22 protein-coding genes, 1 tRNA gene and 1 riboswitch are annotated in these 24,538 nt (G+C 70.2%); of the genes, 7 read left to right on the top strand and 16 right to left on the bottom strand.

Features of this window, described 5'->3' with window-relative positions; translation table 11 throughout:
- Positions 1-338: 338 nt before the first annotated feature.
- The 3 genes from DSC45_RS19550 (at position 339) to DSC45_RS19540 (ending at position 2,267) form a co-directional block, all read left to right on the top strand.
- Entirely contained in the window at positions 339-824 is a 486-nt protein-coding gene (locus tag DSC45_RS19550; RefSeq protein WP_119292678.1) for a DUF1269 domain-containing protein, read from the top strand.
- A gap of 77 nt (positions 825-901) precedes the next feature.
- Positions 902-1,639 (top strand): LolA-like protein, encoded by a 738-nt coding sequence (locus DSC45_RS19545; RefSeq protein ID WP_119292676.1) that lies wholly within the window; start codon positions 902-904, stop codon positions 1,637-1,639.
- Between the two features lie 103 nt (positions 1,640-1,742).
- The gene (locus DSC45_RS19540; protein WP_119292675.1) at positions 1,743-2,267 is read left to right on the top strand and encodes a GNAT family N-acetyltransferase; all 525 of its coding nucleotides are present in this window, start codon (positions 1,743-1,745) and stop codon (positions 2,265-2,267) included.
- Here the strand turns inward: DSC45_RS19540 and DSC45_RS19535 are convergent.
- Positions 2,264-2,965 carry a DinB family protein gene (locus tag DSC45_RS19535; protein WP_119292673.1) on the bottom strand — a complete coding sequence of 234 codons (702 nt, stop codon included), beginning with the start codon at positions 2,963-2,965 and terminating at the stop codon, positions 2,264-2,266. The two genes, DSC45_RS19540 and DSC45_RS19535, sit on opposite strands and share 4 nt — an antisense overlap.
- Before the next feature lie 103 nt (positions 2,966-3,068).
- Here DSC45_RS19535 and DSC45_RS19530 point away from each other — a divergent pair, with 103 nt between their 5' ends.
- Positions 3,069-3,380 carry a glutaredoxin domain-containing protein gene (locus DSC45_RS19530; protein ID WP_119292671.1) on the top strand — a complete coding sequence of 104 codons (312 nt, stop codon included), beginning with the start codon at positions 3,069-3,071 and terminating at the stop codon, positions 3,378-3,380.
- Between the two features lie 67 nt (positions 3,381-3,447).
- Here the strand turns inward: DSC45_RS19530 and DSC45_RS19525 are convergent, their stop codons facing one another.
- Positions 3,448-4,515, bottom strand: coding sequence for a fatty acid desaturase family protein (locus DSC45_RS19525; protein WP_119292669.1), 1,068 nt, complete (start codon positions 4,513-4,515; stop codon positions 3,448-3,450).
- Positions 4,516-4,618: 103 nt separating this feature from the next.
- Positions 4,619-5,620 (bottom strand): YihY/virulence factor BrkB family protein, encoded by a 1,002-nt coding sequence (locus DSC45_RS19520; RefSeq protein ID WP_119292667.1) that lies wholly within the window; start codon positions 5,618-5,620, stop codon positions 4,619-4,621.
- 288 nt (positions 5,621-5,908) lie between these two features.
- Here DSC45_RS19520 and DSC45_RS19515 point away from each other — a divergent pair, with 288 nt between their 5' ends.
- On the top strand, positions 5,909-6,667 hold the full coding sequence (locus tag DSC45_RS19515) for a phosphotransferase family protein (RefSeq protein WP_119292665.1): 759 nt from the start codon (positions 5,909-5,911) through the stop codon (positions 6,665-6,667).
- A gap of 57 nt (positions 6,668-6,724) precedes the next feature.
- On the opposite strand, the gene DSC45_RS19510 is transcribed toward DSC45_RS19515, so the two are convergent.
- The 3 genes from DSC45_RS19510 to DSC45_RS19500 all read right to left on the bottom strand — a co-directional run bounded on the left by DSC45_RS19510 (position 6,725) and on the right by DSC45_RS19500 (position 8,150).
- A complete protein-coding gene (locus DSC45_RS19510) occupies positions 6,725-7,084 on the bottom strand; it encodes a VOC family protein (protein WP_119292664.1) in 360 nt (119 codons plus the stop codon).
- A gap of 135 nt (positions 7,085-7,219) precedes the next feature.
- Positions 7,220-7,774: a hypothetical protein gene (locus tag DSC45_RS19505; RefSeq protein WP_119292662.1), complete on the bottom strand. Its 555-nt coding sequence runs from the start codon at positions 7,772-7,774 to the stop codon at positions 7,220-7,222.
- Between the two features lie 293 nt (positions 7,775-8,067).
- Positions 8,068-8,150 (bottom strand) — tRNA-Leu (locus DSC45_RS19500).
- A 418-nt stretch (positions 8,151-8,568) separates the two neighbouring features.
- On the opposite strand from DSC45_RS19500, the gene DSC45_RS19495 reads away from it, so the two are divergent.
- Positions 8,569-9,339, top strand: coding sequence for an ABC transporter ATP-binding protein (locus DSC45_RS19495; RefSeq protein ID WP_119292660.1), 771 nt, complete (start codon positions 8,569-8,571; stop codon positions 9,337-9,339).
- Between the two features lie 90 nt (positions 9,340-9,429).
- A complete protein-coding gene (locus DSC45_RS19490; protein WP_119292658.1) occupies positions 9,430-11,964 on the top strand; it encodes an ABC transporter permease in 2,535 nt (844 codons plus the stop codon).
- Positions 11,965-12,055: 91 nt separating this feature from the next.
- On the opposite strand, the gene DSC45_RS19485 is transcribed toward DSC45_RS19490, so the two are convergent.
- The 10 genes from DSC45_RS19485 to DSC45_RS19440 form a co-directional block, all read right to left on the bottom strand.
- On the bottom strand, positions 12,056-13,384 hold the full coding sequence (locus DSC45_RS19485; RefSeq protein ID WP_119292656.1) for an SAM-dependent methyltransferase: 1,329 nt from the start codon (positions 13,382-13,384) through the stop codon (positions 12,056-12,058).
- Between the two features lie 294 nt (positions 13,385-13,678).
- A complete protein-coding gene (locus tag DSC45_RS19480) occupies positions 13,679-15,094 on the bottom strand; it encodes an NAD(P)/FAD-dependent oxidoreductase (protein ID WP_119292655.1) in 1,416 nt (471 codons plus the stop codon).
- 398 nt (positions 15,095-15,492) lie between these two features.
- Positions 15,493-16,446, bottom strand: coding sequence for a Ppx/GppA phosphatase family protein (locus tag DSC45_RS19475; protein WP_119292653.1), 954 nt, complete (start codon positions 16,444-16,446; stop codon positions 15,493-15,495).
- A 74-nt stretch (positions 16,447-16,520) separates the two neighbouring features.
- Positions 16,521-17,057: a DUF501 domain-containing protein gene (locus DSC45_RS19470; protein WP_119292651.1), complete on the bottom strand. Its 537-nt coding sequence runs from the start codon at positions 17,055-17,057 to the stop codon at positions 16,521-16,523.
- Between the two features lie 89 nt (positions 17,058-17,146).
- Positions 17,147-17,635 carry an FtsB family cell division protein gene (locus DSC45_RS19465; RefSeq protein WP_119292650.1) on the bottom strand — a complete coding sequence of 163 codons (489 nt, stop codon included), beginning with the start codon at positions 17,633-17,635 and terminating at the stop codon, positions 17,147-17,149.
- Positions 17,636-17,843: 208 nt separating this feature from the next.
- Positions 17,844-19,124, bottom strand: a complete 1,281-nt coding sequence (gene eno / locus DSC45_RS19460; RefSeq protein WP_119292842.1) for a phosphopyruvate hydratase — start codon at positions 19,122-19,124, stop codon at positions 17,844-17,846.
- Between the two features lie 534 nt (positions 19,125-19,658).
- A complete protein-coding gene (locus DSC45_RS19455; RefSeq protein ID WP_119292648.1) occupies positions 19,659-20,357 on the bottom strand; it encodes a transglycosylase family protein in 699 nt (232 codons plus the stop codon).
- 4 nt (positions 20,358-20,361) lie between these two features.
- A riboswitch (cyclic di-AMP (ydaO/yuaA leader) is annotated at positions 20,362-20,549 on the bottom strand.
- Between the two features lie 181 nt (positions 20,550-20,730).
- The gene (locus DSC45_RS19450; RefSeq protein ID WP_119292646.1) at positions 20,731-21,912 is read right to left on the bottom strand and encodes a transglycosylase family protein; all 1,182 of its coding nucleotides are present in this window, start codon (positions 21,910-21,912) and stop codon (positions 20,731-20,733) included.
- Between the two features lie 120 nt (positions 21,913-22,032).
- A complete protein-coding gene (locus tag DSC45_RS19445; protein ID WP_119292644.1) occupies positions 22,033-23,457 on the bottom strand; it encodes a cytochrome P450 family protein in 1,425 nt (474 codons plus the stop codon).
- Positions 23,454-24,416, bottom strand: coding sequence for a nucleoside triphosphate pyrophosphohydrolase (locus DSC45_RS19440; protein WP_119292642.1), 963 nt, complete (start codon positions 24,414-24,416; stop codon positions 23,454-23,456). Before DSC45_RS19440 ends, DSC45_RS19445 begins: the two co-directional genes overlap by 4 nt.
- Between the last annotated feature and the right edge of the window lie 122 nt (positions 24,417-24,538).

Here is a 24,538-nt window from a genome sequence, read left to right as displayed (position 1 = left end):
AAAGTTGCACCCTAGTGCTCTAGGAGGATCTTTTCGCAGTACGCCCGTCTGTGGCCAGAGCCTACGGGCATCAGATCCGCCAAGGAGCGCCGCCTGCCCGGATCCGGGCAGGTCGGGGACTTGAATGGATTCTCCGGTTCCGGTGCGACGACCCTCGTGGTCCACGATCCATTACGGAGGGCCGTGCGGCATCCGGTGGTGGCCCCGCGCATCCCTCGACCCCCGGCATCCAGCCTCCCGTTCACCGGCAGGCAGATTGTGATGTTCTGCCCTATTTTTGACGTCTCTCCAGACGTCTCTCCAGATCGGTATCCGGCAGCTCCGCCCGAGGAGGCACCTTGTCCACGCTCACGGTTTGGAAATTCGACTCGACGGACGGCGCGGGCTCGGTCGAGGAGACGCTCCAGTCGCTGCAGAAGCAGCAAGTACTGAAGGTCCTCGACGCCGCGGTCGTCAGCTGGCCGGAGGGGGCGAACAAGCCCCAGACCCGGCAGCTGCACAACCTCGTCGGAGCTGGAGCGCTGTCCGGCACCTTCTGGGGCATGCTCTTCGGGCTGATCTTCTTCGTGCCCCTGCTCGGCGCCGCGATCGGCGCCGCTTCCGGTGCGCTCGCCGGCAGGTTCACCGACATCGGCATCGACGACGACTTCATCAAGGAGGTCAAGGAACAGGTGACGCCGGGAACCTCTGCCCTGTTCCTGATGACCCGGGACGTCGTCACGGACCGCGTACGCGAGGCTCTGCCCGGCATGAAGGCCGAGCTGCTGCACAGCAACCTGGACACGGAGAGCGAGGCGCGGATCCGGGAGATCTTCTCCGCGTGATCCCTGCGGATGCGACGCGGCCCGGCCTGTTCCAGGCTGGGAGGCGTTCGGGGGACCTCCCACCGGAAGGAACCGCGATGCCCAGGACCCGTAGGGCCCCGCTCGTCGCCGCGGGCGCCACCCTGTGCGCGGCCGCACTGCTCGGCGGTACGGCCGGCCTCGCGTACGCCCAGGACAACGGCATCGCCGATATGGACGCGGGCCAGATAGCCGAGAAGTCCCGTGAGGCAGTACGGGGCGCCCAGTCCCTGCATCTCAGCATGACCATGGACGGCGCCACGGAGACCGACGACCCGAAGTCCGTCGACCTGGCCGTCGATCGCGGCGGAAACTGCGCCGGCACGGTCGGCTTCGCGGGCAGCGGCGGCAACTTCGAGATCGTCAAGCGCGGCGACGACATCTGGCTGAAGCCGGACTCGGCCTGGTGGCGGGCCAACTTCGGCGCCGACGCGGCCGACGAGACCGCCCAGTTCGAGGGCAAGTACCTGCAGGGCACCACGGCGGACGACGAACTCGCCGACGCCGCCGATCTCTGTGATCTCTCCGAGTTCCGGGACACCGTGGACGAGGCCCTCGGCGCCGACTCGCTGCGCAAGGGCGGCGAGACGACCGTCGACGGCTCCAAGGCCATCGAGCTCACGGGCAGCGACGACGGGGACGACGTGACCGTCGCGGTCGCCACGGACGGCAAGCCGTACCCGCTCCAACTGACCCGGTCCGGCGACGAGGCCGAGCAGGCGACCTACGACTTCGACCAGCCGGTCCCGACCAACACTCCACCCGCCGCCGAGACGGAGCAGTGGCCCGAGCGGTAACGCCACCATCGGCCACCCGGCACCCGGCACCCGGCACCCGGCACCCGGCACCCGGCACCGAAACCCGCTTCGACGCCGGACCGTCCGTCACTACGGTGAGCGGATGCCGCCCCATCACGTCCGCCCTGCCACCCCGCTCGACGCCCCCGGCATCGGCACCCTGAAGGTCCGGGCCTGGCGCGCGGCGTACGGGGCGTTCGTGAGCCGGGCACTGCTCGACTCGCTGGATCCGGCGGACGACGCGGCACAGTGGGCCGACTACCTCTCCCTCGTCCCGGCCGACGACCGGTTGTGGGTCACCGAGGGCGCCGCCGGGATCACCGGCTTCTGCCGCACGGGCCCGGCGGACGCCTCCCTTGACGGGGACCTCGGCGACGGGGCGGCCGAGATCTACGGTCTCTACATCGACCCCGCCCGCATCGGAACCGGCCTCGGCCGCACCCTGTTCGCGCATGCGGTCACCGACCTCGAACGGCGCGGGCACCGCCCCCTGTGCGTCTACGCGTACGCCCCGAACACCCCGGCTCTCCGCTTCTACGGGCGCGCCGGCTTCACGCCGGACGGGACCACGCGCCTCGACCCCGACGACGCCGTCGGGGTTCCCGAAGTGCGCCTGGTCAAGAGCTAGTCGGCTGAAGACTGCTCCACCCGCGGCTCTCCGTACCAGCGCCAGGTGGTGCGGCGGGGACGGCCGGGCAGTTCCGTGCGGCCCGTGGACCACAGGAGTGTGGTCCACGGGCCCGTGGTGTCGGGGGCGTCAGGGAAGAGCCGGGCGAGCGTGCGGGCGCACAGGTCGGCGGGCGGGTCCCAGTCGAGGCCGAGGCCCTCGGCCAAGTCGTACGTGTGCACCAGTGTCTCCACGATCCCCATGGCGGCGAAGCCCTCGGGGTCCGAGGCGCCGGAACTGTGGTGGGCGCGCAGCTCCGGGGACGCCGTGCGCACCATGGCGACGAGCAGCGCCCCGCAGGCCTCGAGCACCTGCAGCAGCCCGTCCGGACCGGCCTCGCGGTCGGCGTGCACGGAGTTGGCCGGGCCGCCGGGCCGCAGGCTCTGCCACACGAAGGGCACTTCACGGTCCAACGGCGGTGTCCTGGGGCCCAGTTGAACGGCGTACGCGAACAGGTCGTCGGCGAGATGCTCGACGGTCTCCCAGCAGTCCCACTCCAGCGACCCCGCCTTCGCGCCCCAGGCCCCGGCGGGAGCGGTACGCAGCGCGGCCACCGCCAACTGCACTGCCAGGTCCACGTCGTCGGCGGTGACGGGACCGGGAGAGGCTCCGTCGGACGCCTGCCCGTCGGATGCGTTCGCGCGCGATGATCGAGACATGACGAAACCCTAGCGCCGGTGTCGGAGGGGCGCCGTATCCTCGGCCATCGGCAGGCACGGCACGAAGGGCCTTCGGCAGGCACAGGACGAGGGGGGCGTTCCCATGCGCGATCAGGGGAGCGAGAACACGGAACCGACGGGGAACGCGGACGACGGGCTGGTCGTCTACTGGCGTCCCATGTGCCCGTTCTGCATGAAGCTGCGCGCCCAACTCCGCGTCAAGGGGCTGCAGTACACCGCGGTCAACATCTGGCGGGACCCGGAGGCGGCCGCATTCGTCCGCTCGGTCGCCGACGGGAACGAGACGGTCCCCACGGTGACCGTCGCCGGAAAGCCGATGGTCAACCCGTCGCTGAACCGCCTCGTCGCCGCCGTCGGCGAGCGCGCCCCGCACCTGCTCCACCGGCAGGACTGAGCACCCGGCGCCCCTTGCAGACGGACGGTGGCCTGCCGTTTTCGGGTCGTCCCGCAAGTACCACCGTTCAGGCTCCGGTTCGCAGCGGTTCGCCCACCTCGTGCAGGTGGCGCAGCGTCTGCCGGTAGGAGTCGACCAGACCGGTTTCGGCGTAGGGCAGGTCGAGGTCTGTGCAGTGGGCGCGTACCAGCGTCCGGGCGCGAGGCAGGGCGGAGGTGGGCATGCTCGGGAACAGATGGTGTTCGATCTGGTGGTTCAACCCTCCAAGCAGGAAGTCGGTGACCACGCCGCCGCGCACGTTGCGCGAGGTGAGGACCTGGCTGCGCAGGAAATCCAGGCGTTGGTTCGGGCTGAGCATCTCCATGCCCTTGTGGTTGGGCGCGAACGACGATCCCAGGTAGAGCCCGAAGAGCCCCTGCTGAACCAGGACGAACAGCAGAGCCTTGAGCGGCGGGAGCACCAGCAGGACGACGCCGAAGTACGCCGCAGCGTGCACCAGCAGGAGCAGCGCCTCGACCCACCTCGGTGCGGGGGCGCCCGTGTGTCGGGCGCGCAGCGCCCGGGCGCTGGCCACGTGCAGATTCCAGCCTTCGAGGAGCAGCATCGGGAAGAAGAGTCCGGCCTGGTGCCGGGTCACCAGCCTCCCCGTGCGTCTGCGACCGGGCGGGTCGGCGCCGTCGAACACCAGGGCGCCGGTCTCGATGTCGGGGTCACGCCCGATGTGATTGGGGTGGGCGTGGTGGCGGTTGTGCTTGTGCATCCACCAGCCGAAGCCCAGTCCGATGAAGAGGTTGCTGAAGACCAGGCCGACGGCGTTGTCGAGCCGCTTGCTGCGGAAGGTCTGACGATGGCCGGCTTCGTGGCTGCGGAAACCGCACTGGACGAAGGCGAAGGCCAGGGGCGCGGCGACGGCGAGCTGCCACCACGAGTCGCCCACGGCGAGATGGAGCGCCCAGCCGCCCGCCAGCATCGCCGCCGTGACGATCAGCAGCATGCTGCCTCGTACGGGGCGGCGGCGCAGCAGACCCGCGTCCCGGACCCGACGGGAGAGTGCCGCGTAATCACTGCCGGTACGCGATACGTCAGGAGGTTCGTCCACGGGCACCGGTGCCCTGGGCGTGATGCCGGCTTCCATTGCGGAACGTCCCTCTCTCAGGTACGGGCAGGACGGGCGCTCGTCCGTCGGCCATCGGGTGATCGGCCCTCGCGACGCTCGGCGGCGCGTCGAGTCAGTCGGCTCAGGCGGTGCGTGAACGCTTCTTCCGCTCGGGACTTGTGCGTTCGTCGAGTTGGAGTTCCCGCTCTGCGCCGCGGGTGCCGGCGTCGAGTTCGCGGCTGCGTTCCAGCTCCGCGTTGAACTCCGCGCCCAGCAGGACGGCGAGGTTGGTGATCCACAGCCACACGAGCAGCGCGATCGCACCGCCGAGCGTCCCGTAGGTCTTGTCGTAGGAGCCGAAGTTGGCCACGTAGAAGGTGAACGCGACCGAGGCGACGAGCCAGATGCCGAGCGCGAGGACGGCGCCGGGAAGGACGGATCTCAAGCCGCCCACCTGCGCGTTCGGCGAGGCGTAGTAGAGCACGCAGAACATCAGGACGACGGCGAGCAGCAGGACGGGCCACTTGCCGATCTGCCAGGCGGTCACTGCCGCGTCCCCGAGGCCGACGGCCGACCCCGCCTTCTGTGCCAAGGGTCCGCTGACGGCCAGGGCGATCAGGATCAGGGCCTGGAACACGATGAGAATCAGCGTGACGAGCATCTGAAGCGGACGGAGCTTGATGAAGGAGCGGCCCTCCTCCACCTCGTAGATCACGTTCGAGGCGCGCATGAACGCGCCGACATAGGCCGAGGCGGTCCACAGCGCTGCGGCGACACCGACGATCAGCATGACTCCCGCTGTGCCCTTGTTCGAGGCGAGGGCGTTGATCGGCCCCTTGAAGGTGTCCACGGCCGAGGCAGGTCCCAACGAGCTGACCAGGTCCGTCGCCGTACTGACGAGCTTCTGCGGGCTCATCACCAGACCGACGAGGGAGACCAGTGCGAGCAGTGCCGGGAAGATCGCGAGTACGGCGAAGTAGGTCAGCGCCGCAGCCGTGTCGGACAGGTTGTCCTCCTGGAACTCGGCCACCGTGCGCTTGAGCGTCTGCCCGAGGCCGCCCTTCTGCGGATGCGGAGGGCCTTCCGGCTGCCGTCCGCTGCGCTTCTCGAAGCGCCGCCTTCCCGTGGGCACCGCCTCGGACATGAGAACCAACTCCTAGCTGTCGGAGTGCCCCGGTCACCCGGCCGCCCGGCCCGGTTCCGCTCGTCAGTCGTGCGGACCTCCGGGTGTCCGCGCAGACGCAGTTGAAACGAGCGGGGCCGAGGACGAGCCGGAGTGGCACGCCGGTCCGCGTGCCGAAGGCCTCGCCAGGAGACCGGAGGCACGGCGTCGGCGGGCCGGGGACGGCCGGGTTTCTCCGGCGGCCGTGCGACCCGGTGGTCGCACACGACAGCTTCCTCACGCGGACGGCTGCCCGGGAGACTGGTCGCCATGGATGAGGTGGTCGAGGTCGTCGTATCCCATGCCGAGCGGGCGACCCTGCGGGTGGGTGACGTGTTCCTGAAGGTGGATGCCGATCAGACGCGTATCGACGTCGAGGTCGAGGCGATGGCCCTGGCGCCGGTCCCTACTCCGGAGGTCCTGTGGCGCATGCCGCCGGTGCTGGCGATCACCGCGGTCCCTGGCGCCGCGCTCGGGCGCCTCGGCGAACCGTCGCCCACGTCGTCGGCGGCGTGGGCCGCTGCAGGCGCGGCCCTGCGGACACTGCACGACGCCCCTCCGCCGTCCCGGCTCGGCACCGCCGGCCGGAGCCCCGAGGCATTGGCGGCGAGCCTCGACGAAGAGTGCGGACTGCTCGTGTCGACCGGCATCCTGCCCGCCGGCCTGGTCGCCCACAACCGCCGGGTCGCCGAGGCCGCGCTCCGGCCGTGGAACCCGGTCTTCACCCACGGCGACCTCCAGATCGCCCACGTGTTCGTCGAGGGTGACGAGGTCACGGGCATCATCGACTGGTCCGAGGCGGGCCGGGGCGACGCCCTGCACGACCTCGCCACCTTGACGCTCGGCCACGAGGAACACCTCGACGACGTCGTCACCGGCTACGGCACAGCCGTCGACCTCGACGTGATCCACGCCTGGTGGTCACTGCGAAGCCTGCTGATAGTCCGCTGGCTGCTCGAGCACGGCTTCGACCCGTTCGCCCCCGGCTGCGAGGTCGACGTACTCAAATCCCGGCTGCCGGGTCGGTAGAGGCTCCTGGGCCCTCCAGCGCCGACCGACGCGTTGCCGGCCGTCCCCGCCCGGGGCTCAGGCAGTCCCGAACATGACCTTACGGCCGTCGGGGTCGGCCACGGTGATGACGACGTCGTCCGCGGCGAGCGGGGTGATGCCCAGGCCGTCCAGGTGAGCGAGGAACGCTTCGCGGTCGTCGATCCTGAAGTAGAGGTGCGTGAGGTTCGAGTCCGGAACGGGAGGGTGGGCGTAGTCGGCGAACGCTGCGGAGTCGTGGATCGCCACCTGCATTCCACCCCGGTCCAGCCGCCAGTAGACGTACGAGCCGGGATCGCCGACCGTCTCGATCGGGAGGAGCGCGACGTCCCGGTAGAAGCCCGCCGTCGCCTCCGGGTTCCGGCTCGTGAGGAACACCCCGCGGAAAGTGGTCTCCATGTCCTGCTCTCCCTGTCTCCCCGTCGCTGACGTCACTCGTCCTGCGGCCGTCGCTCATCGAAGTCTCGCCCAGACTTCCATGGGACCGCTCACGTCCGGCGCGTACGGGAGACGGCTTCGCCGACGTACGGGGGCTCAGGGGTCGAGCGGGTCCCGCGCCGAACCGCCGTAGTCGAGTGGGTCCGAGTCGTGGAAGACGATCTCCGCGCGGACCGGCCAGTCCGTTGCGTGCGGCTTGGACCGCGCACCGCGCGGGTTCAGTGGCTTGAAGTGGTGGGGGCCGCTCTTCCGACGGACGGGCGTCACTCCGTCCTCCTGGTGAAGGACCGCGACGAACACGATCAAGGCAGCCAGCGCAAGGCCGATGGGCAGGGCGGTCGTCGATATCCACTCGTCGCCGTGGACCGCCGTCGCCGTCAGCACCGACAGCACCGCGGGCACCGTCGCCGCGATGAGCACGGCAGCGAGCCACCACCGTCGGCGGGCCCGAGCACCCGCCTCACTGTGCAGCCGGAAGCCGACCATGTCACCGCACGTGGCGCACCGCAGGTACCCCAGGCGGGCCCGCTCGGGCGGTCGATCGACCCAGGCCGTCTGGATCCGGTAGTAGCGGTACGTAGTTGATCCGCGGCGCTCGGTGTGGGTGACGTGGATCAGCCGCATTCCGACTCTGGGCCCGATCTGCTGCACTCCGACCTCCGCTCGCCTCGAGCCTGCCCGGATCCAGGACCTCGGCAGACGGCTCGTCGTCGAACCGCTCGTTCCGCACATCGCTGCAACAGCCCCCGCCCAGGCGCTACTTCACCCGGTGGCGCTGCCTCAACCGGCAGTCGGAGAACTAGTCGTCAGTGTCTCTTCGACTTGCGACGTACGCCATGCCCCGCCGCAGGGACCGTGTACGCGTCACGGGAACAAGACACCCGAAATCCGCCATCCCCGCAGGTCAAAGCAGGTCAACGCAGGTCACCGCAGAGAGCGGGATGTGCCCGGAACCGGACTTGAACCGGTACGCCCCCGAGGGGCAGCGAGGTTTAAGCTCGCCGTGTCTGCATTCCACCATCCGGGCTGGTCGGGTCCCGTGTTTCCCCTGTCAGCGATCGCCTGAGCCTATCCGGACAGATCCCCTGAACAGTTGAACGTCAGTCCGATGTTGTCTTATTTTATTGGCGCCTGAGGGGGCGTCAGCAGCAGGAAAGGACCATCGGCACATGCGGGGAGCATGTTGGCCGTGACCGGACGTCGTCGAGGAATGACGCGATTGCATCGGCTCTGGTTCGCCTGCGACCACCCGAGCGCGGGCACCGCGGAGGCCGGGGCGCCGGGCAGTGTCTCAGGGTGCGACTCATCCCCAGGTATGACGATCGCGCTCGAGGTCCGCCTGAAGAGGCGGTCGCAAACGGCATCTTCGGTTGACCCCGGGCCGCGATCCGGCGGAGACGATGGGACAGTCCGCAACACCCGTCACGCCGACAGGAGCATGGCCCGTGACCACCACCCCGCTCGCCCACCAGGCGACAGCCGTCGCCGCCCGCGCCACCGAGCTGACCAAGGTCTACGGTCAGGGCGAGACCCAGGTGGTCGCCCTCGACCGCGTGACGGTCGACTTCCGGCAGGCCGAGTTCACCGCGATCATGGGCCCCTCCGGGTCCGGCAAGTCGACCCTGATGCACTGCGTCGCCGGCCTCGACTCGTTCAGCAGCGGTTCCGTACGGATCGGCGACACCGAGCTCGGTTCACTCAAGGACAAGCGCCTCACGCAGCTGCGCCGCGACAAGATCGGCTTCATCTTCCAGGCGTTCAACCTGCTGCCCACGCTCAGCGCGCTCGAGAACATCACGCTGCCGATGGACATCGCCGGGCGTAAGCCCGACAAGCAGTGGCTGGACACGGTGATCAACATGATCGGCCTCTCCGACCGCCTCAAGCACCGCCCGAGCCAGCTCTCCGGCGGTCAGCAGCAGCGCGTCGCGGTGGCCCGTGCACTCGCGTCCAAGCCGGACATCATCTTCGGTGACGAGCCGACCGGAAACCTCGACTCGCGCTCCGGCGCGGAGGTGCTCGGCTTCCTGCGCAACTCGGTGCGCGAGCTCGGCCAGACCGTCGTCATGGTCACCCACGACCCGGTGGCCGCCGCGTACTCGGACCGGGTCGTCTTCCTCGCCGACGGCCGCATCGTGGACGAGCTGACGGCGCCGACAGCCGACTCCGTCCTCGACCGGATGAAGCGCTTCGACGCCAAGGGCCGCGTGAGCTGACCGCCCCGCCGGTCCCTCGGACGGGACCGCGCCCTTCGCACCTCACCGACCGGCCCAGCCGACTCGCCCCCACCGACTCCTGGACTTCTCATGTTCCGTACCGCCATGCGCAACGTCCTTGCGCACAAGGCCAGACTGCTGATGACCGTGCTCGCCGTCATGCTCGGCGTGGCCTTCGTCGCGGGCACCCTGGTCTTCACCAGCACCATCTCCGACGCCTTCCAGAAGAGCTCGGCCAAGGGTTTCGACCAGGTCGACGTCGCCATCGACCCGTCCAAGTCCGACGACGGATCCGAGACGCCGGGCTCCGCCCCCGACCTCACCCAGAAGCTCCTCGACCAGGTGACGGACGTCCCCGGCGCCGCGTCCGCGACCGGTGACGCCTCCGGCTTCGCCGCGATCGCCGACAAGAAGGGCAAGCTCGTCGGCGACGGCTGGTCCACCAAGGGCGCCAACTACTACCCGAGCAAGGACGGCAAGGACCCGCGCTACCCGATGAAGGACGGCCGGGCGCCCACTTCCAAGTCGGAGATCGCGCTCGACTCCAAGACCGCCGAGCGCGCCGGGTACAAGGTCGGCGACACCGTGCGGATGTCGGTCAACGGCCCCGTGCTCGCCCCGAAGCTCACCGGCATCTTCACCACCGACGACGGCAACGTGGCGGCCGGCGGCAGCATCGCGCTGTTCGACACGAAGACCGCGCAGAGCCTGTACACGAAGCCGGGCCGGTTCAGCCAGATCACCGTGACCGCGGCGGACGGCACCTCGCAGGCCGCGCTCAAGTCCGGGATCGAGAAGGTCCTGCCGAAGGACGCCGAGGCGACGACGGGCAAGCAGCTCGCCGACGACGAGGCGAAGGCCATCTCCAACCAGATGAGCGGCATGCAGACAGGCCTGCTCGCCTTCGCCGGTATCTCGCTGTTCGTCGGCATCTTCATCATCGCCAACACGTTCACCATGCTCGTCGCGCAGCGCACCAAGGAGCTGGCGCTGATGCGCGCGGTCGGTGCGAGCCGCCGGCAGGTGACGCGTTCGGTCCTGCTCGAGGCGTTCGTGGTCGGCACGATCGCGGCCGTGGCCGGACTCGCGGCCGGTATCGGTATCGGGGCCGGACTGCGTTCGCTGATGGGCTCGTTCGGTGGGACCGTGCCGGACGGTCCGCTGGTCGTCTCGCCGGGTACGGTCATCGCCGCACTGGTCGTCGGCATCGTCGTGACCATGTTCGCGGCCTGGCTGCCGGGCCGCCGTGCGGCGAAGATCCCGCCGGTCGCGGCGATGAGCAGTCTGCACGCGGCCGCCACCACCAAGTCGCTGGTCCTGCGGAACACGATCGGTGCGCTCTTCGCGGGCGCCGGTGCCGCCTCGGTGATCGCGGCCACCACCATGGGCGAGGGCGGCAAGCTCCCGATGGGGGCCGGGGCCGGTCTGCTCCTGATCGGTGTCTTCATCCTGACGCCGCTGCTCTCGCGGCCGATCATCGCCGCCGCGGCCCCGCTGCTGCGGGTGTTCGGGATCTCGGGCAAGCTCGCCCGGCAGAACTCGGTGCGCAATCCGCGTCGTACCGCCGCGACCGCCTCGGCGCTGATGATCGGTCTGACGCTGATCACCGGCATGACCGTGATCGCGGGCAGTGTGCAGCAGGCCATCGACAAGATGGCCACGGACTCCCTGAAGGCGGACTACCTCGTCAGCATGGCGAACTTCACGCCGCTGTCGCCGAACGTCGAGAAGACGCTCGCCAAGGCGGACGGCGTCGTCTCCACCAGCCCGATGCGCAACTCCCCCGCCGAGATCGACGGTTCGACCCAGCGCCTGACCGGTGTCAACCCGAAGACCATCGGTGACCTGGCCGACCTGCCCTTCGAGAAGGGCTCCTTCGACGCGATCTCCGGCTCCGGCGTCGTCGTCGACAAGGCCATGGCCGACCGTGAGGGCTGGAAGGTCGGCTCCTCCCTCGGCACCGTGTACGAGGACGGCCGCAAGGGCGAGCTGAAGGTCGGCGGCGTGTACGAGGGCAACGAGGTGATGCAGGGCATCCTCGTGGACAAGGACGCCCTCGCCCCGCACCAGACCGAGGTCACCGACATGCAGGTGATGGTGAAGACCGAGGACGGCGCGAGCCAGGCGGTCAAGGACTCCCTGGAGAAGGAGCTGGGCAACAACCCGGCGGTCCTGGTCGAGGACAAGAAGGACGTCTCCGAGGCCATCGCCCAGGTGTTCACGCTGATGTTGAACATGCTCTACGGCCTGCTCGCGATGGCGGTGATCGTGGCGGTCCTCGGGGTGATCAACACCCTGGCGATGTCGATCTTCGAGCGGTCCCAGGAGATCGGGATGCTGCGCGCCATCGGTCTCGACCGCCGCGGTATCAAGCGCATGGTCCGCATCGAGTCGCTGGTGATCTCCTTGTTCGGAGGTCTGCTCGGGGTCGGGCTCGGGGTGTTCCTCGGCTGGGCAGCGGGCGAGCTGATCGGCAGTGCGCTGCCGACCTACGAGCTGATCCTGCCCTGGGGCCGGATGGCCGTGTTCCTCGTGCTCTCCGCGGTGGTCGGCATCCTGGCCGCCCTGTGGCCGGCCCGCCGCGCGGCCCGCCTGAACATGCTGGCGGCGATCAAGGCCGAGTGAGGCCACGGCAGCAACCGAGGGGCCCCGGACGGCAGTTGCGTCCGGGGCCCCTCGTGTGTGCGTACGGCCGCCCGCGTACTACGGCACCGGCTCAGCGCCAGTCGCGCGAGCGCAGCGGCATCCGTGCGTCGCCGGACTCCGGGGTGCGCACGGCGAGCACCTGGTTCACCCCGATCCGGTTGCGTTCGAAGGACAGCGCGGAGGCGGCCATGTAGAGGCGCCAGACCCTGGCCCGGCCGGGGCTGCTCAGGCGTACGGCCTCGGGCCAGGCGGCCTCCAGGTTGGCGACCCAGCGCCGCAGGGTCCGCGCGTAGTGCTCCCGGATCGACTCGACGTCCCTGACCTCGAAGCCGGCGTCCTCCAGGAGCGAGACGGTCCGGCCGAGCGGAGCCAGTTCGCCGTCGGGGAAGACGTAGGCGTCGATGAAGTCATCGATCTCGTAGGCCGATTCGTCCTGCTGGGGGCGGCGGGCGATCTGGTGGTTCAGGAGCCGGCCGCCTGGCTTCAGGAGGGAGTAGAGGTCGCGCGCGTACTCGAGGTAGCGCACCGAGCCGACGTGCTCGGCCATGCCGATCGAGGAGATCGCGTCGTAGGGGCCGTCGCGGACGTCCCGGTAGTCCTGGACGCGGATCTCGATGCGGTCGGTGAGCCCTTCCTCGGCGATCCGCTTGCGTGCGTGGGCGGCCTGTTCGGTGGAGAGGGTGACGCCGACGACGGAGACACCGTGCTCGCGGGCGGCGTGGATGGCCATCGAGCCCCAGCCGCAGCCGACGTCGAGCAGCCGCTGGCCGGGCTGCAGGTCCAGCTTGCGGCAGACGAGTTCGAGCTTGTCGCGCTGTGCGTCCTCGAGGGTGGCGTCGTCACCGGAGGACCAGTACGCGCAGGAGTAGACCATGGACGGGCCGAGGACCAGCGAGTAGAAGTCGTTGCCGACGTCGTAGTGGTGGCTGATCGCGGCGCGGTCGCGGACCTTGGTGTGCAGCGTGCCGGAGCGGCGTCTGACCTCTTCGGCGGGCGGCGGAGGGGGCGGCAGCGGGCCGGCGAGCTCCAGCATCTCGCGGGCGGCGGACCGTACGACGGGGTCGCGCGCGAGGTCGAGGCGGGTCCGCGGCGGTGCGTCGCTCTCCCAGATCAGTCCGGCCATCTCGGTGAGCGCCTGGTAGAGGTCGCCCTCGACGTCGATCTCGCCCGCGACCCAGGCCCGGGCGAGGCCCAGCTCGCCCGGCTTCCACAGGATCCTGCGCAGCGCGCGGCGGTGGCGTACGACGAGGGTGGGGACCTCGGCGGTGGGCTCCCGGGCGGGCAGGTGCGAAGCGGGGGGACCTGACTCGCTGCCGTCCCACGCTTTGATGCGTACCGGAAGGGGGGTGGCGAGGAGCTGCTCGGCAAGGGTCCTGAGCCGCGTCGCGACGTCTGGCATGATGCGTCCTTCCCTGGTGTCGTCCCGGGGCGCCGTGGGTGCCGCACAGTCACCTGCGGGCACCTCTTACACCACGTAAACACCAACCCACCGCCTGCGCAGTCCCGTTGCTCCGTAACGGGTCGGCAAAACATGTGTACGCAACATCTATATCGGCGCAGCGGCCCCACCAGGACTCCCCCACCCCTCGGGCATCACGCCGGGGACGTCGCGCGTACGGCCGCGGGAACGCCGAAGGGGCCGCCCGCACCACGGATGGCGGACGACCCCTTCGGGTTCAGCTGGCTGCGTGACTCAGGAGGCCTTGGCCTTCTGCGCTTCGCCCTTCGACTCGGCGGGCCTGTCACCGGCCTCGGTGGCGGGCGGCGCCACCGGAGCGGGCTTGGCCGCCTCGTAGAACTCCTCGCGCGGCGTCTCCATCGCACCGAGGGAGACGACCTCGCGCTTGAGGAACATGCCGAGAGTCCAGTCGGCGAAGATGCGGATCTTGCGGTTCCAGGTCGGCATCGCCATGCCGTGGTAACCACGGTGCATGTACCAGGCGAGGCGGCCCTTGAGCTTGATCTTCATCTTGCCCATGACGATCATGGCCACGCCCTTGTGCAGGCCGAGACCGGCGACCGCGCCCTTGTTCGCGTGGCTGTACTCCCGCTGCGGGAAGCCCCGCATTCCGGAGATCACGTTGTCACCGAGGATCTTGGACTGGCGCAGTGCGTGCTGGGCGTTCGGCGGGCACCAGGCGTTCTCGTTGCCGGCCTTGCGGGCGACGAGGTCCGGGACCTGAGCGTTGTCGCCCGCGGCCCAGATGTAGTCGGTGCCCTGCACCTGGAGGGTGGCCTGGGTGTCCACGTGGCCGCGGGGGCCGAGCGGGAGGCCGTAGCGCTGCAGCGCCGGGTTCGGCTTGACGCCTGCGGTCCACACGATCGTGTTGGAGTCGACCTCGAGGCCGTTCTTCAGCACGACGTGACCGTCGATGCAGGAGTCCATCGAGGTGGAGAGGTAGACCTCCACGCCGCGGCCCTCGAGGTGCTCCTTGCCGTACTGGCCGAGCTTCGGGCCGACCTCGGGGAGGATCTTGTCGGCGGCGTCGACGAGGACGAAGCGCATGTCCTCGCGGGACACGCTGGTGTAGTACTTCGCGGCGTCGCGCGCCATGTCCTCGACTTCGCCTATGGTCTCCGCGCCCGCGAAGCCACCGCCGACGAAGACGAAGGTCAGCGCCTTGCGGCGGACCTCCTCGTCGGTCGTGGAGTCGGCCTTGTCCAGCTGCTCGAGGACGTGGTTGCGCAGCCCGATCGACTCCTCGATGCCCTTCATGCCGATGCCCTGCTCGGCGAGGCCGGGGATCGGGAAGGTTCGGGAGATCGCGCCGAGCGCGATGACCAGGTAGTCGAACGGCAGGTCGTACGCTTCGCCGACGAGCGGCGAGATGCGCGCGACCTTGCGGTCCTGGTCGATGGTCGTGACCCGGCCGGTGAGCACCTCGGCCTTCGGCAGTACGCGTCGCAGCGGGACGACGACGTGCCGAGGGGAGATGCTGCCGGCGGCGGCTTCGGGGAGGAAGGGCTGGTACGTCATGTACGAGCGCGGGTCGACGACCGTGACGGTCGCCTCGCCGTAGCGCATCTTCTTCAGAATGCGACGAGCTGCGTACAGGCCTACGTACCCACCGCCTACAACGAGGATCCTGGGACGCTCCGTGGTGCTCATGCCATCGAGTATCCACCCCACCCGAGGGGGTCGCTCGTGAGCCCCTTCACAAGGGTAGGGGTCCCCTCTGCTACACTGCGCGGCCCACGTGATCGAGGTCATCGTCACGCAAGGGAACCGCGAGGCGGGTCCGAACCGTTGAGACCCCCGCTGAGCTGCCACTCCGGCCGGCGGAGCGGGTGGACCGGAGGCCCGCTTCACCGTCCGTCGACACAGCGGAAACACTCCCGAATCCCGCAGGCAATCGCTTCCTGGTCCCCGATTCGGGTCGATCGGACGCGAAGTCCCTCGGATGGGCCGCCATTCCTTGTGAAGAACTTCACGAAGTTCGTCGGGGCGACTCGCCGGAACGCTTCATTCCGGGCCGAACAGCGCGCTCAGGCGCGCCCTGAGAGCGCTCAGTCGAGCTGCTCCGCAGCCTTCCAGGCGATCCCGTCGAGGATGTCGTGCTCGCTCACGACGACTTCCGCGGCACCGGTGCGCTCCATGATCGCGAGGAGGACGAGGGTGCCCGCCGCGATCACGTCGACCCGGCCGGGATGCATGGCCCCGATAGCGGCCCGCTCGGCGTGCGTGGAGCGCGCGAGCCGGCCGGCGATCTCCTCGACCCGGGCGAACGGGACGCGTGCGTGGTGGATCGCGGCCGGGTCGTACTCCTCGAGCCCGAGCGCGATCGCGGCGACGGTCGTCACCGACCCGGCCAGGCCCACCAGGGTCCGCGCCTCGCGCAGCGGGACGGTGCGCTCGGCCAGGTCGAGTGCCGCCTCGATGTCCGCGCGGATCGCGGCGATCCCCGCGGGCTCCGGCGGGTCGACGACGGCGCCGTCACGCGTGAGGTGACGTTCCGTCATGCGTACGCAGCCCACGTCCACCGAGCGCGCGGCGCGCACGTGGTCGTCGCCGACGACGAACTCGGTGGAGCCTCCCCCGATGTCCACCACCAGGTAGGGGCGCGGCAGGTCGGTGCGTCCGGTGAGTTCCTTGGTGGCGCCGGCGAAGGAGAGTTCGGCCTCCTCGTCGCCGGTGATGACCTCGGGGTCGACGCCGAGGATGTCGCGCACGCCATGAACGAAGTCGTCCCGGTTCTCGGCGTCGCGGGAGGCGGAGGTGGCGACGAAGCGGATGCGCTCGGCGCGGTGCTTCTCGGTGATGTCCGCGTATTCGCGGCAGGCCGCGAACGTCCTTGTCAGCGCCTCCGGGGCGAGGCGGCCGGTCCTGTCCACGTCCTGGCCCAGGCGGACGATCTGCATCCTGCGGTCCAGTTCGACGAGTTCACCCGTCGCGGGGTTCGCGTCTGCGACGAGGAGGCGGATCGAGTTGGTTCCGCAGTCGATGGCTGCGACTCGGGTCACGAGTGCTGACTCCTTGGTTGTCTGTCCCGAGCCCGCCCCGTCCCGAGAGTCCTGCCGGACGGGCGGGGCCGGGTTCAAGCCCCGGGGGCCGGGGTGGGTTCGGGGGATACGCAGGGGCCCTTGGCCCACCACTCGGGGAGCATCGCGATGGCCTCGTCGCCCAACGGGTTCACTCCGGGGCCCGCGGCCAACGAGTGGCCGACGAGGACGTGGAGGCACTTCACGCGGTCCGGCATGCCGCCCGCGCTCGGGAAGCCCGTCAGCTCCTCGATCTCGTCGCGCCGCCGGATGTAGTCCTCGTGCGCGGCCCGGTAGGCGGCGGCGAGTTCGGGATCGGTGGCCAGGCGCTCGGTCATCTCCTTCATCACGCCGTTCGCCTCCAGGGTGCCGATCGCGGAGGCGGCCCGCGGGCACGTCAGGTAGTACAGCGTGGGGAACGGAGTGCCGTCGGGCAGTCGCGGCGCCGTCTCCACGACATCGGGCTGTCCGCAGGGGCAGCGGTGCGCGATGGCACGCAGCCCGCGCGGCGGCCGCCCGAGCTGCTGCTTGAACGCCTCGACGTCGGCGTCGGTGGGCTCGGTGCGCGGGGTGGACGGCGGGGCGGATTCCATGCCTGGCGTGTCTTTCGGTTGATGACCGGCCGGGGTGACGGCCTGCTGATTCGGTACGGGTCGAGGTGGCGCGCGGCGGATACGGGCTGTCAGTCCTCCGTGCGGTCCGCGCCGTCGGCCTTGTCGAGGCCGTCGAAGAGGTTGGACTCCCAGGCGCGGTCCGCTGCCCCCGGGTCGCTGCGGAGCGCGGCCGGCGCCCCGGTGCCGGGCACCGTGTAACCGGTCTCGCCGGGCAGCACCATGTGCAGCCGCTCGCGCGCCTGCCGCTCCACGTACGCCGGGTCCTTCCAGCGGGCCTTGGCGTCGCGCAGCCGCTCCGCCTGGGCCCGGGCCTCGGCCAACTCCCGTTCCTGCTGCTGTATGTCGGCACGCTGACCGACGTACTCCCTTATCGGGTAGGCGAGGGCGACGATCAGGGAGCACAGGACCAGGGCCAGCAGGGCCGCGCGGCCGGTGAGCCGCGAGCGGCGGGCTTGACGGCGGGTCTGTGAACGGTAGACACGGGCCGCGGTCTGCTCGCCGATCAGGCGGATCCTGGTGGCCGTGGAGAACCTGTCCCGGTTCTTGTCCGCTCCCATGGCTCGCCTCCCCTGTGCCGCGTACGCCGCCCACGCGCGCGTACGTCCCCGGACACGGTACGGGACCGCGGCCGGGGACGTACGTACGACTGGCTAACGCTCGACGAGGCTTGACCTGGTCGGGCGCCTCAGCGGCCCAAGCCCTTGAAGGGACTCGGCCCTTGAGGCGACTCGGCCCTTGAAGCGCGGGACCGCCGAGCGCAGGGCGTCAGCCCTTGTAGCGGGGAAACGCGCTGCGGCCCGCGTACACCGCGGCGTCGTCCAGGATCTCCTCGATGCGCAGCAGCTGGTTGTACTTGGCGACGCGCTCGGAGCGGGCCGGGGCGCCGGTCTTGATCTGGCCGCAGTTGGTGGCGACGGCGAGGTCGGCGATGGTGACGTCCTCGGTCTCGCCGGAGCGGTGGCTCATCATGCACTTGAAGCCGCTGCGCTGGGCCAGCTCGACGGCGTCCAGGGTCTCGGTGAGCGAGCCGATCTGGTTGACCTTGACGAGCAGGGCGTTCGCGGACTTCTCCTCGATGCCGCGGGAGAGGCGCTCCGGGTTGGTGACGAACAGGTCGTCACCCACCAGCTGGACCTTCTCGCCGAGCTTCGCGGTGACGACGTTCCAGCCGGCCCAGTCGTCCTCGAAGAGCGGGTCCTCGATGGAGACGAGCGGGTACGCGTCGACGAGCTCCTCGTAGTACTCGGTCATCTCCGCGGCCGAGCGCTCCTTGCCCTCGAACTGGTACTTGCCGTCCTTGTAGAACTCGGAGGCGGCGACGTCCAGGGCGAGCGCGATCTGCTCGCCGGGCGTGTAACCGGCCTTCTCGATGGCCTCGATGATGAGGTCGAGGGCGGCACGGTTGGAGTCCAGGTTCGGGGCGAAGCCGCCCTCGTCGCCGAGGCCGGTGGACAGGCCCTTCTCCTTCAGCACCTTCTTGAGGGTGTGGTAGACCTCGGCGCCCCAGCGCAGGGCCTCGGAGAAGGACTCGGCGCCGATCGGCGCGATCATGAACTCCTGGATGTCCACGTTGGAGTCGGCGTGCGAGCCGCCGTTCAGGATGTTCATCATCGGAACGGGCAGCAGGTGCGCGTTCGGGCCGCCGAGGTAGCGGAAGAGCGGCAGGTCGGACGCCTCGGAGGCGGCGTGCGCGACGGCGAGCGAGACGCCGAGGATCGCGTTGGCGCCGAGCGAGCCCTTGTTGTCGGTGGCGTCCAGGTCGAACATCGCCTGGTCGATCAGGCGCTGCTCGGTGGCGTCGTAGCCGACGAGCTCCGGGCCGATCTGCTCGATGACGGCCAGTACGGCCTTCTCGACGCCCTTGCCCTGGTAGCGGTTCGGGTCACCGTCGCGGAGCTCGACGGCCTCGAAGGCTCCCGTCGAGGCGCCGGACGGGACGGCAGCACGGCCGGTGCTGCCGTCGTCGAGGCCTACCTCGACCTCGACCGTGGGGTTGCCTCGGGAGTCCAGGATTTCCCGGGCTACGACGACGTCGATGGACGGCACGAGCATCTCCTTCTGGGATGTGACGCTGAGAGTGCGGGTGCGGGGGCGCGGTGGCCCCTGCGGGTGCGGGGGCCTCGTTGCCCCTGCGGTGCGGGGGCTCTGTGTGTCCCCGCGGGTGCGGAGTCATCAACGCCCCGCGGTCATGAGCCTAACCGGCCCGCGGCCTTCGGCCAGCCGACCGCCCGTCCGCTGGGACGAAATGGTGGTCGAAGGCCACTGTTACGGGGCAAAGCGACCCGTTCCCTACCTACGGGTAACGGGACGGTGAGCGCGGACCCGGCCGCTGCGGCGGGGTCCGCGCAAGGGTGTGCCCCGCCCCGGCGCGTACGGGGGAGTCGCGCCGGGACGGGGCAGTCCGGGGAAAACATGGGGGGATCGCTCCGTGGGGGGGGGATGGAGCGGTGGCTGCCCACACGGGGCGGGCTGCCTGCGTCCCGGCGCCGCCACGGGGGCGGCACCGCGGACGCGGGCGGGTGCGGTTCGGACGGGGCCCGCCGGAGACCCGTACGGACCGGACCCGCCGGGGTCCAGTGATCAGCTCAGGTGGAGCTGCTGGCCCGGGAAGATGTAGTCGGCGTCGTCGACGATGTCGTCGTTGAGCTTGAACAGCTTCTTCCAGCCGCCGTCGACGTCCTCCGACTCGGCGATCTTGGAGAGGGTGTCGCCGGTCTTCACCTTGTACTCGCCGTCACCCTTCTCGACCTTCTTGCCGGTCGGGGTCTCGACGGTCTTCTCGGCAGGCTTCGGCTCGGCGCGCTCCTGCGAGCGGCTGGCGGCCTGGTCGTCCTGGCGCTCCTGCTGCGGGGCGGCCTGCTCCGGAGCGGACTCCTGCGGCTGCTCGGCCGCACCGCTGTCCGGGGAGGCGCTGGACAGGCCGACGCCGCAGCTCGGCCAGGCACCCTTGCCCTGGCCGGCGAGGACCTTCTCGGCGACCGCGATCTGCTGGGACTTGGAGGCCTGGTCGGCCGACGCGGCGTAGGCGGTGCCGCCGTACGCGGACCACGTGGACGGCGAGAACTGCAGGCCGCCGGAGTAGCCGTTGCCGGTGTTGATCGACCAGTCGCCGCCGGACTCGCACTGCGCGACCTGGTCCCACTCGGAGGTGGTGGCGGCCGAGGCGCCGGTGGCGCTCATCAGCGGGACGGCGACGGCGGCACCGGTGACGCCGGCGATCGTGGCGACGCGGGTGGCCTTGGACGGACGGCGGTGCTTGCCCTTGGAGTTGAACAGCATCAAGTGATCCCCTCACCGACGCCTGCGAGGTGAGCTGTCGGGTTCGGACCAAGTGAGTTGTCCGGTCTCGGGAGGGTTTCCACCCTCTCGCGAGACTTCACCCCAAGCCGGTCCGCCGTCGAGCAGATGCTCAACGGCCGGGCCCGGCGCAAACCTTGGGTCCCCCGCTCCTGCCTACGGCGCTTTACGCGACGACTGTTCCCTCGGGCCGCCGGCAGGATTCGGCGTGACGGCCATCGGGGCCCGCCAGTGGCGAGCGGTGATGACGTTAAGCACCGAATCCGGGGAAATACAAAGACGATCAGGGCTCATGAGACCCATCTCTCACTTCAGCCCAAGCGACTTTAACTCGGACATTCAGCGCGAACTGCCGCTACTTTTCGCCCAGATCAAGGCTTTGGCCAGGAAGGATCAAATCCGGGTCGGAGCCGACGACGTCCTTGTTGAGGTCGTAGATCGCGGCCCAACCACCGTCCACCTTCTGCCCGTCCGCGATCGCCCAGAGGTTGTCTCCGGCGCGCACCTTGTACGCGCCGTCGTCGCCGTCGCGGGACGAGTCGCCGTCGCGCGAGGCGTGCCGCCCGGAGCCCCCGCCGCGGCCACCCTTGTCGCCCTTGTCACCCTCATGAGCTTCGTCACCGCGGTGACGGCCCTTACCGGACCCGCCGGACTCCCCGGACCCGGACGGCGAGGGGTCGGCGGTCTCGGTGTCGCCGGGCGAAGGGGTGCCGTTCTCGCCGGAGTTGTCCGGTTCTGTGACCCATGAGCCGTCACCGAAGCTGTCGGACGGCTTCTCGCCCGAGGGCTTTTCAGTGCCTTCGCGACTCTTGCCCGAATCGCCCTTGCCCGACCCCTCTGCATCTTCTGTGCCTTCAGTGGCATCGGTGCCGTCGGTGGCTCCGGGCGAGGTGGACGGGCCGGTCTCGCCGGAAGGCTCGTCGCCGGCCCCGGACTCGGGGGCGCCGGACGGCAACTCGGTGGGGTCGGCGGACTCGGAGGTGTCCGGGGTGCCGGTGGGGGCCTTCTCGCCGCCCTCTTCACCGTCCTCGCCCGCTTCGCCCGAGGGCTTGCTCGCGTCGTCGGTGGGCTCGGTGGAATCCGACGGGTCGGCGGAGTCCGAGGGCTTCGCCTCGGGGTCCGCGGAGTCGTCCGCTCCGGTGTCGCCCGATGCGTCGTCATCGGCTCCGTCGAGGCCGGCTATCGGCGCGCAGGTCGGCCAGGCGGTCGGTCCCTGGTCCGCCAGTACCTTCTCCGCGACGGCGATCTGCTGGGAGCGGCTGGCCAGGTCTGCACGCGGTGCGTAGTCGAGGCCGCCGTAGCCCTCCCAGGTGTCCTGGGTCATCTGCAGGCCGCCGTAGAAGCCGTTGTTCATGTGCGCGCTCCACAGGCCGCCGCTTTCGCAGGCGGCGAGGCGGTCCCAGGTCGGGGCCTCCTCGGCACTCGCACCGGTGGCGCCGATCAGCGGAATCGCGATGGCCGAGCCGGTGACGCCGGCCGCGACCACGAGGGCCGGCGCCTGACGGGGTCGACGGTGTCGGCCGTTCCCGGAGAGCATGCAGTTGCCTTTCGCCTGACATCCACGTGACGGGTGAGTCGCGTGACTGGTGAGTCGACGGTGAACGTAGCGGGAGTCGAACGCTTGTCACAAGCCGGTTCAGGGGAGATCACGCGAAAGTCACATTCTTGACGATGCGTCAGAACGTTTACGCGGGGGCGCGGGCGTGAACTCCACGGGCAGCGTGCGCAGTCCACGCATGATCAGGCCGCCACGCCAGCGCAAATCGTCCGGATTCACCGCGAGCCGCAGGTCGGGAAGCCGGCGCAGCAACGTCGCGACAGCGGTCCGCCCTTCGAGCCTGGCGAGGGGTGCGCCGAGGCAGTAGTGGATGCCGTGTCCGTAACCGAGGTGCTGATTGTCACTTCGCGTCAGGTCCAAGGTGTCCGGATCGCGGAACCGCTCCGGGTCGCGGTCAGCCGCCGCGAGCACCACGAGAACCGGGTCGCCTGCGGCGATCTGCTGCCCGCCGACGGTGAGTGGTTCGGTGGCGAAACGCCAGGTGGCCATCTCCACCGGCCCGTCGTGGCGCAGGAGTTCCTCGATCCCGGTGTCGAGAAGGGTGGTGTCGTCCGCCTCGATCGCGGCGGCCAGAAGCTCACGCTCGCCGGGGTGGCGGAGCAGGTTGAGAGTGCCGTTCCCGATCAGGTTGACGGTGGTCTCGAAGCCGGCGAAGAGGAGGATGAAGGCCATCGCCGCGGCCTCGTTCTCCGTCAGATGCTCGCCGTGGTCGGAGGCCCGGATCAGACCGGAGAGCAGATCCTCGTCGGGGTCGGGCACTTCGGGCAGTTCCGCACGCTTACGGTGAATCAGCTCGGCGAGATACGTGCGCATCTTCTTCACAGAACGAGCCACTCCGCCGCGCGGTCCTCCCCCGTGCCGGATCATCATGCCCGCCCAGTCGCGGAAGTCGTCCTGGTCCTCGCGCGGGACGCCGAGCAGATCGCAGATCGCGTAGATCGGCAGAGGGAAGGCGAACTCGTGGATCAGATCCGCGTCACCGCGCTGCGCGAAGCCGTCGATCAGTTCGTCCGTCAGTTCCTGGACCCGGGGTGCGAAGCGGGCCACGCGGCGTGGCGTGAAGGCCTTCGACACCAGGCGGCGCAGGCGGGTGTGGTCCGGCGGGTCGATGTTGAGCAGATGCGTCATCAGCTCGGCCTTGCGCTCACCGGGGATGCCGGTCTTGCCCTTGGCGTGCGCGGGCTCGTCGTGGTGCGCCGCGTTCTTGGACAGGCGCTGGTCGGCGAGGGCCACGCGGGCGTCCTCGTACCGGGTGACCAGCCAGGCCTCGACCCCGCTCGGCAGCCGGGTGCGGTGCACCGGCGCATGCTCCCGCAGCCAGGCGTACGCGGGGTACGGGTCGGCCGCGAACTGCCAGCTGAACAGATCGGGTTGAGGGCCGGGGGCGGGTCCGGGGGCAGGCCCGGAGGCGGGGTCCGCCGGGGTGCCGGCCGGGGCGGGGCGGGGTGCGGTGGCGTCGGGCGCGGTGGCGTCGGCGTGCGGGCAGGAAGAAGGGGTGGAGGCAGGAGTGGAGGAGTCGCTCATGCTCCGGACTCCGCGGCGAGGATCGCGTCGCGGTAGGCGCGGCCGGCGGCGCGCAGGGCCGACTCCGGGTCGGTGCCCTCCGCCTGGGCTCGTACGGCCATCGCAAGGAGTTCGTAGCCGATGCCGTCGCCCGAAGGCAGGGCGACGTCGAGACCGGCGGTACGCGCGCGGCCCGCGAGTTTGGCGGCGAGCGCCAGGCCCGGCTGCCCGAGCGGTACACCCTCGGTGACCGAATCGCGCTGCTTCTCCTCGGCCTTCGTGCGCAGCCAGTGCGCCTTGACGTCCTCGGGCGTCTCGGCATGCTCGTCGCCGAACACGTGCGGGTGGCGGTGGATGAGCTTGGCGACGATGCCGGCCGCCACATCGTCCACGGAGAACGGCTCCTCGTCGTCGTCCTCTGCGATCCGGGCGTGGAACACCACCTGCAGCAGTACGTCGCCGAGTTCCTCGCGCAGTTCGACGCGGTCGCCGTCCTCGATGGCCTCCACGAGTTCGTAGGCCTCTTCGATGCCGTACTTGGCGAGTCCCTCGTGGGTCTGCCGCGAGGACCACGGGCACTCGAGACGGATCCGGTCCATCACCTGCACCAGGTCGAGCAGCCGCGCGCCGGGCAGATCGTAGGAGGCGGGCAGCAGCTCCAGAGCCGGCATCTCGACCCGACCCGAACCGGCCAGACGGGCGAGGCCGTCGGTCAGCCGGGACTCCCCCTCTCCGGAGGCCACGACGACCACGGTGTCGCCGCCGGCGGTGGCGTCGACCAGGTCCTGCGCCTCGGGCGCCGCCTCCTCCACGGCGACACCTGCCTCGCGCAGATACGGCAACTGCGGGTGCTCCGGGTCGGAGCACAGCACCCGCCGGGCACTGTGCAGCACCTGCCACGCGGGCCAGGACAGCAGGCCCGGCGCGACCCGGTGGCTGGTGGTGAGCAGGACGACACGACCGGCATCTTCAGCGTTCACCCCACGAACCTAACGCCCTCCACCGACACCCGTGCGGGGAGGCCCGAGGGGCCTGGAAGTCCTCGGGCCGGTGTACGCGCCCCGCCGGGGCCGGTGAAGTTCCGGGCGGGCGGGGCCGGTGT

This window comes from Streptomyces sp. YIM 130001 (assembly GCF_003574445.1).
GTDB lineage: Bacteria > Actinomycetota > Actinomycetes > Streptomycetales > Streptomycetaceae > Streptomyces.
This window is presented reverse-complemented; position numbering and strand designations above follow the sequence as displayed.

What these genes read in the sequence shown, in the direction of transcription:
- DSC45_RS19490 (WP_119292658.1), top strand. Translation starts at nt 9,430, where the DNA reads ATGTTCCGTACCGCCATGCGCAACGTCCTTGCGCACAAGGCCAGACTG.
- DSC45_RS19455 (WP_119292648.1), bottom strand. Translation starts at nt 20,357, where the DNA reads ATGCTGTTCAACTCCAAGGGCAAGCACCGCCGTCCGTCCAAGGCCACC.
- DSC45_RS19450 (WP_119292646.1), bottom strand. Translation starts at nt 21,912, where the DNA reads ATGCTCTCCGGGAACGGCCGACACCGTCGACCCCGTCAGGCGCCGGCC.
- DSC45_RS19525 (WP_119292669.1), bottom strand. Translation starts at nt 4,515, where the DNA reads ATGGAAGCCGGCATCACGCCCAGGGCACCGGTGCCCGTGGACGAACCT.
- DSC45_RS19485 (WP_119292656.1), bottom strand. Translation starts at nt 13,384, where the DNA reads ATGCCAGACGTCGCGACGCGGCTCAGGACCCTTGCCGAGCAGCTCCTC.
- DSC45_RS19470 (WP_119292651.1), bottom strand. Translation starts at nt 17,057, where the DNA reads ATGGAATCCGCCCCGCCGTCCACCCCGCGCACCGAGCCCACCGACGCC.
- DSC45_RS19520 (WP_119292667.1), bottom strand. Translation starts at nt 5,620, where the DNA reads ATGTCCGAGGCGGTGCCCACGGGAAGGCGGCGCTTCGAGAAGCGCAGC.
- DSC45_RS19510 (WP_119292664.1), bottom strand. Translation starts at nt 7,084, where the DNA reads ATGGAGACCACTTTCCGCGGGGTGTTCCTCACGAGCCGGAACCCGGAG.
- DSC45_RS19515 (WP_119292665.1), top strand. Translation starts at nt 5,909, where the DNA reads ATGGATGAGGTGGTCGAGGTCGTCGTATCCCATGCCGAGCGGGCGACC.
- DSC45_RS19465 (WP_119292650.1), bottom strand. Translation starts at nt 17,635, where the DNA reads ATGGGAGCGGACAAGAACCGGGACAGGTTCTCCACGGCCACCAGGATC.
- DSC45_RS19545 (WP_119292676.1), top strand. Translation starts at nt 902, where the DNA reads ATGCCCAGGACCCGTAGGGCCCCGCTCGTCGCCGCGGGCGCCACCCTG.
- DSC45_RS19535 (WP_119292673.1), bottom strand. Translation starts at nt 2,965, where the DNA reads ATGTCTCGATCATCGCGCGCGAACGCATCCGACGGGCAGGCGTCCGAC.
- DSC45_RS19540 (WP_119292675.1), top strand. Translation starts at nt 1,743, where the DNA reads ATGCCGCCCCATCACGTCCGCCCTGCCACCCCGCTCGACGCCCCCGGC.
- DSC45_RS19445 (WP_119292644.1), bottom strand. Translation starts at nt 23,457, where the DNA reads ATGAGCGACTCCTCCACTCCTGCCTCCACCCCTTCTTCCTGCCCGCAC.
- DSC45_RS19480 (WP_119292655.1), bottom strand. Translation starts at nt 15,094, where the DNA reads ATGAGCACCACGGAGCGTCCCAGGATCCTCGTTGTAGGCGGTGGGTAC.
- DSC45_RS19530 (WP_119292671.1), top strand. Translation starts at nt 3,069, where the DNA reads ATGCGCGATCAGGGGAGCGAGAACACGGAACCGACGGGGAACGCGGAC.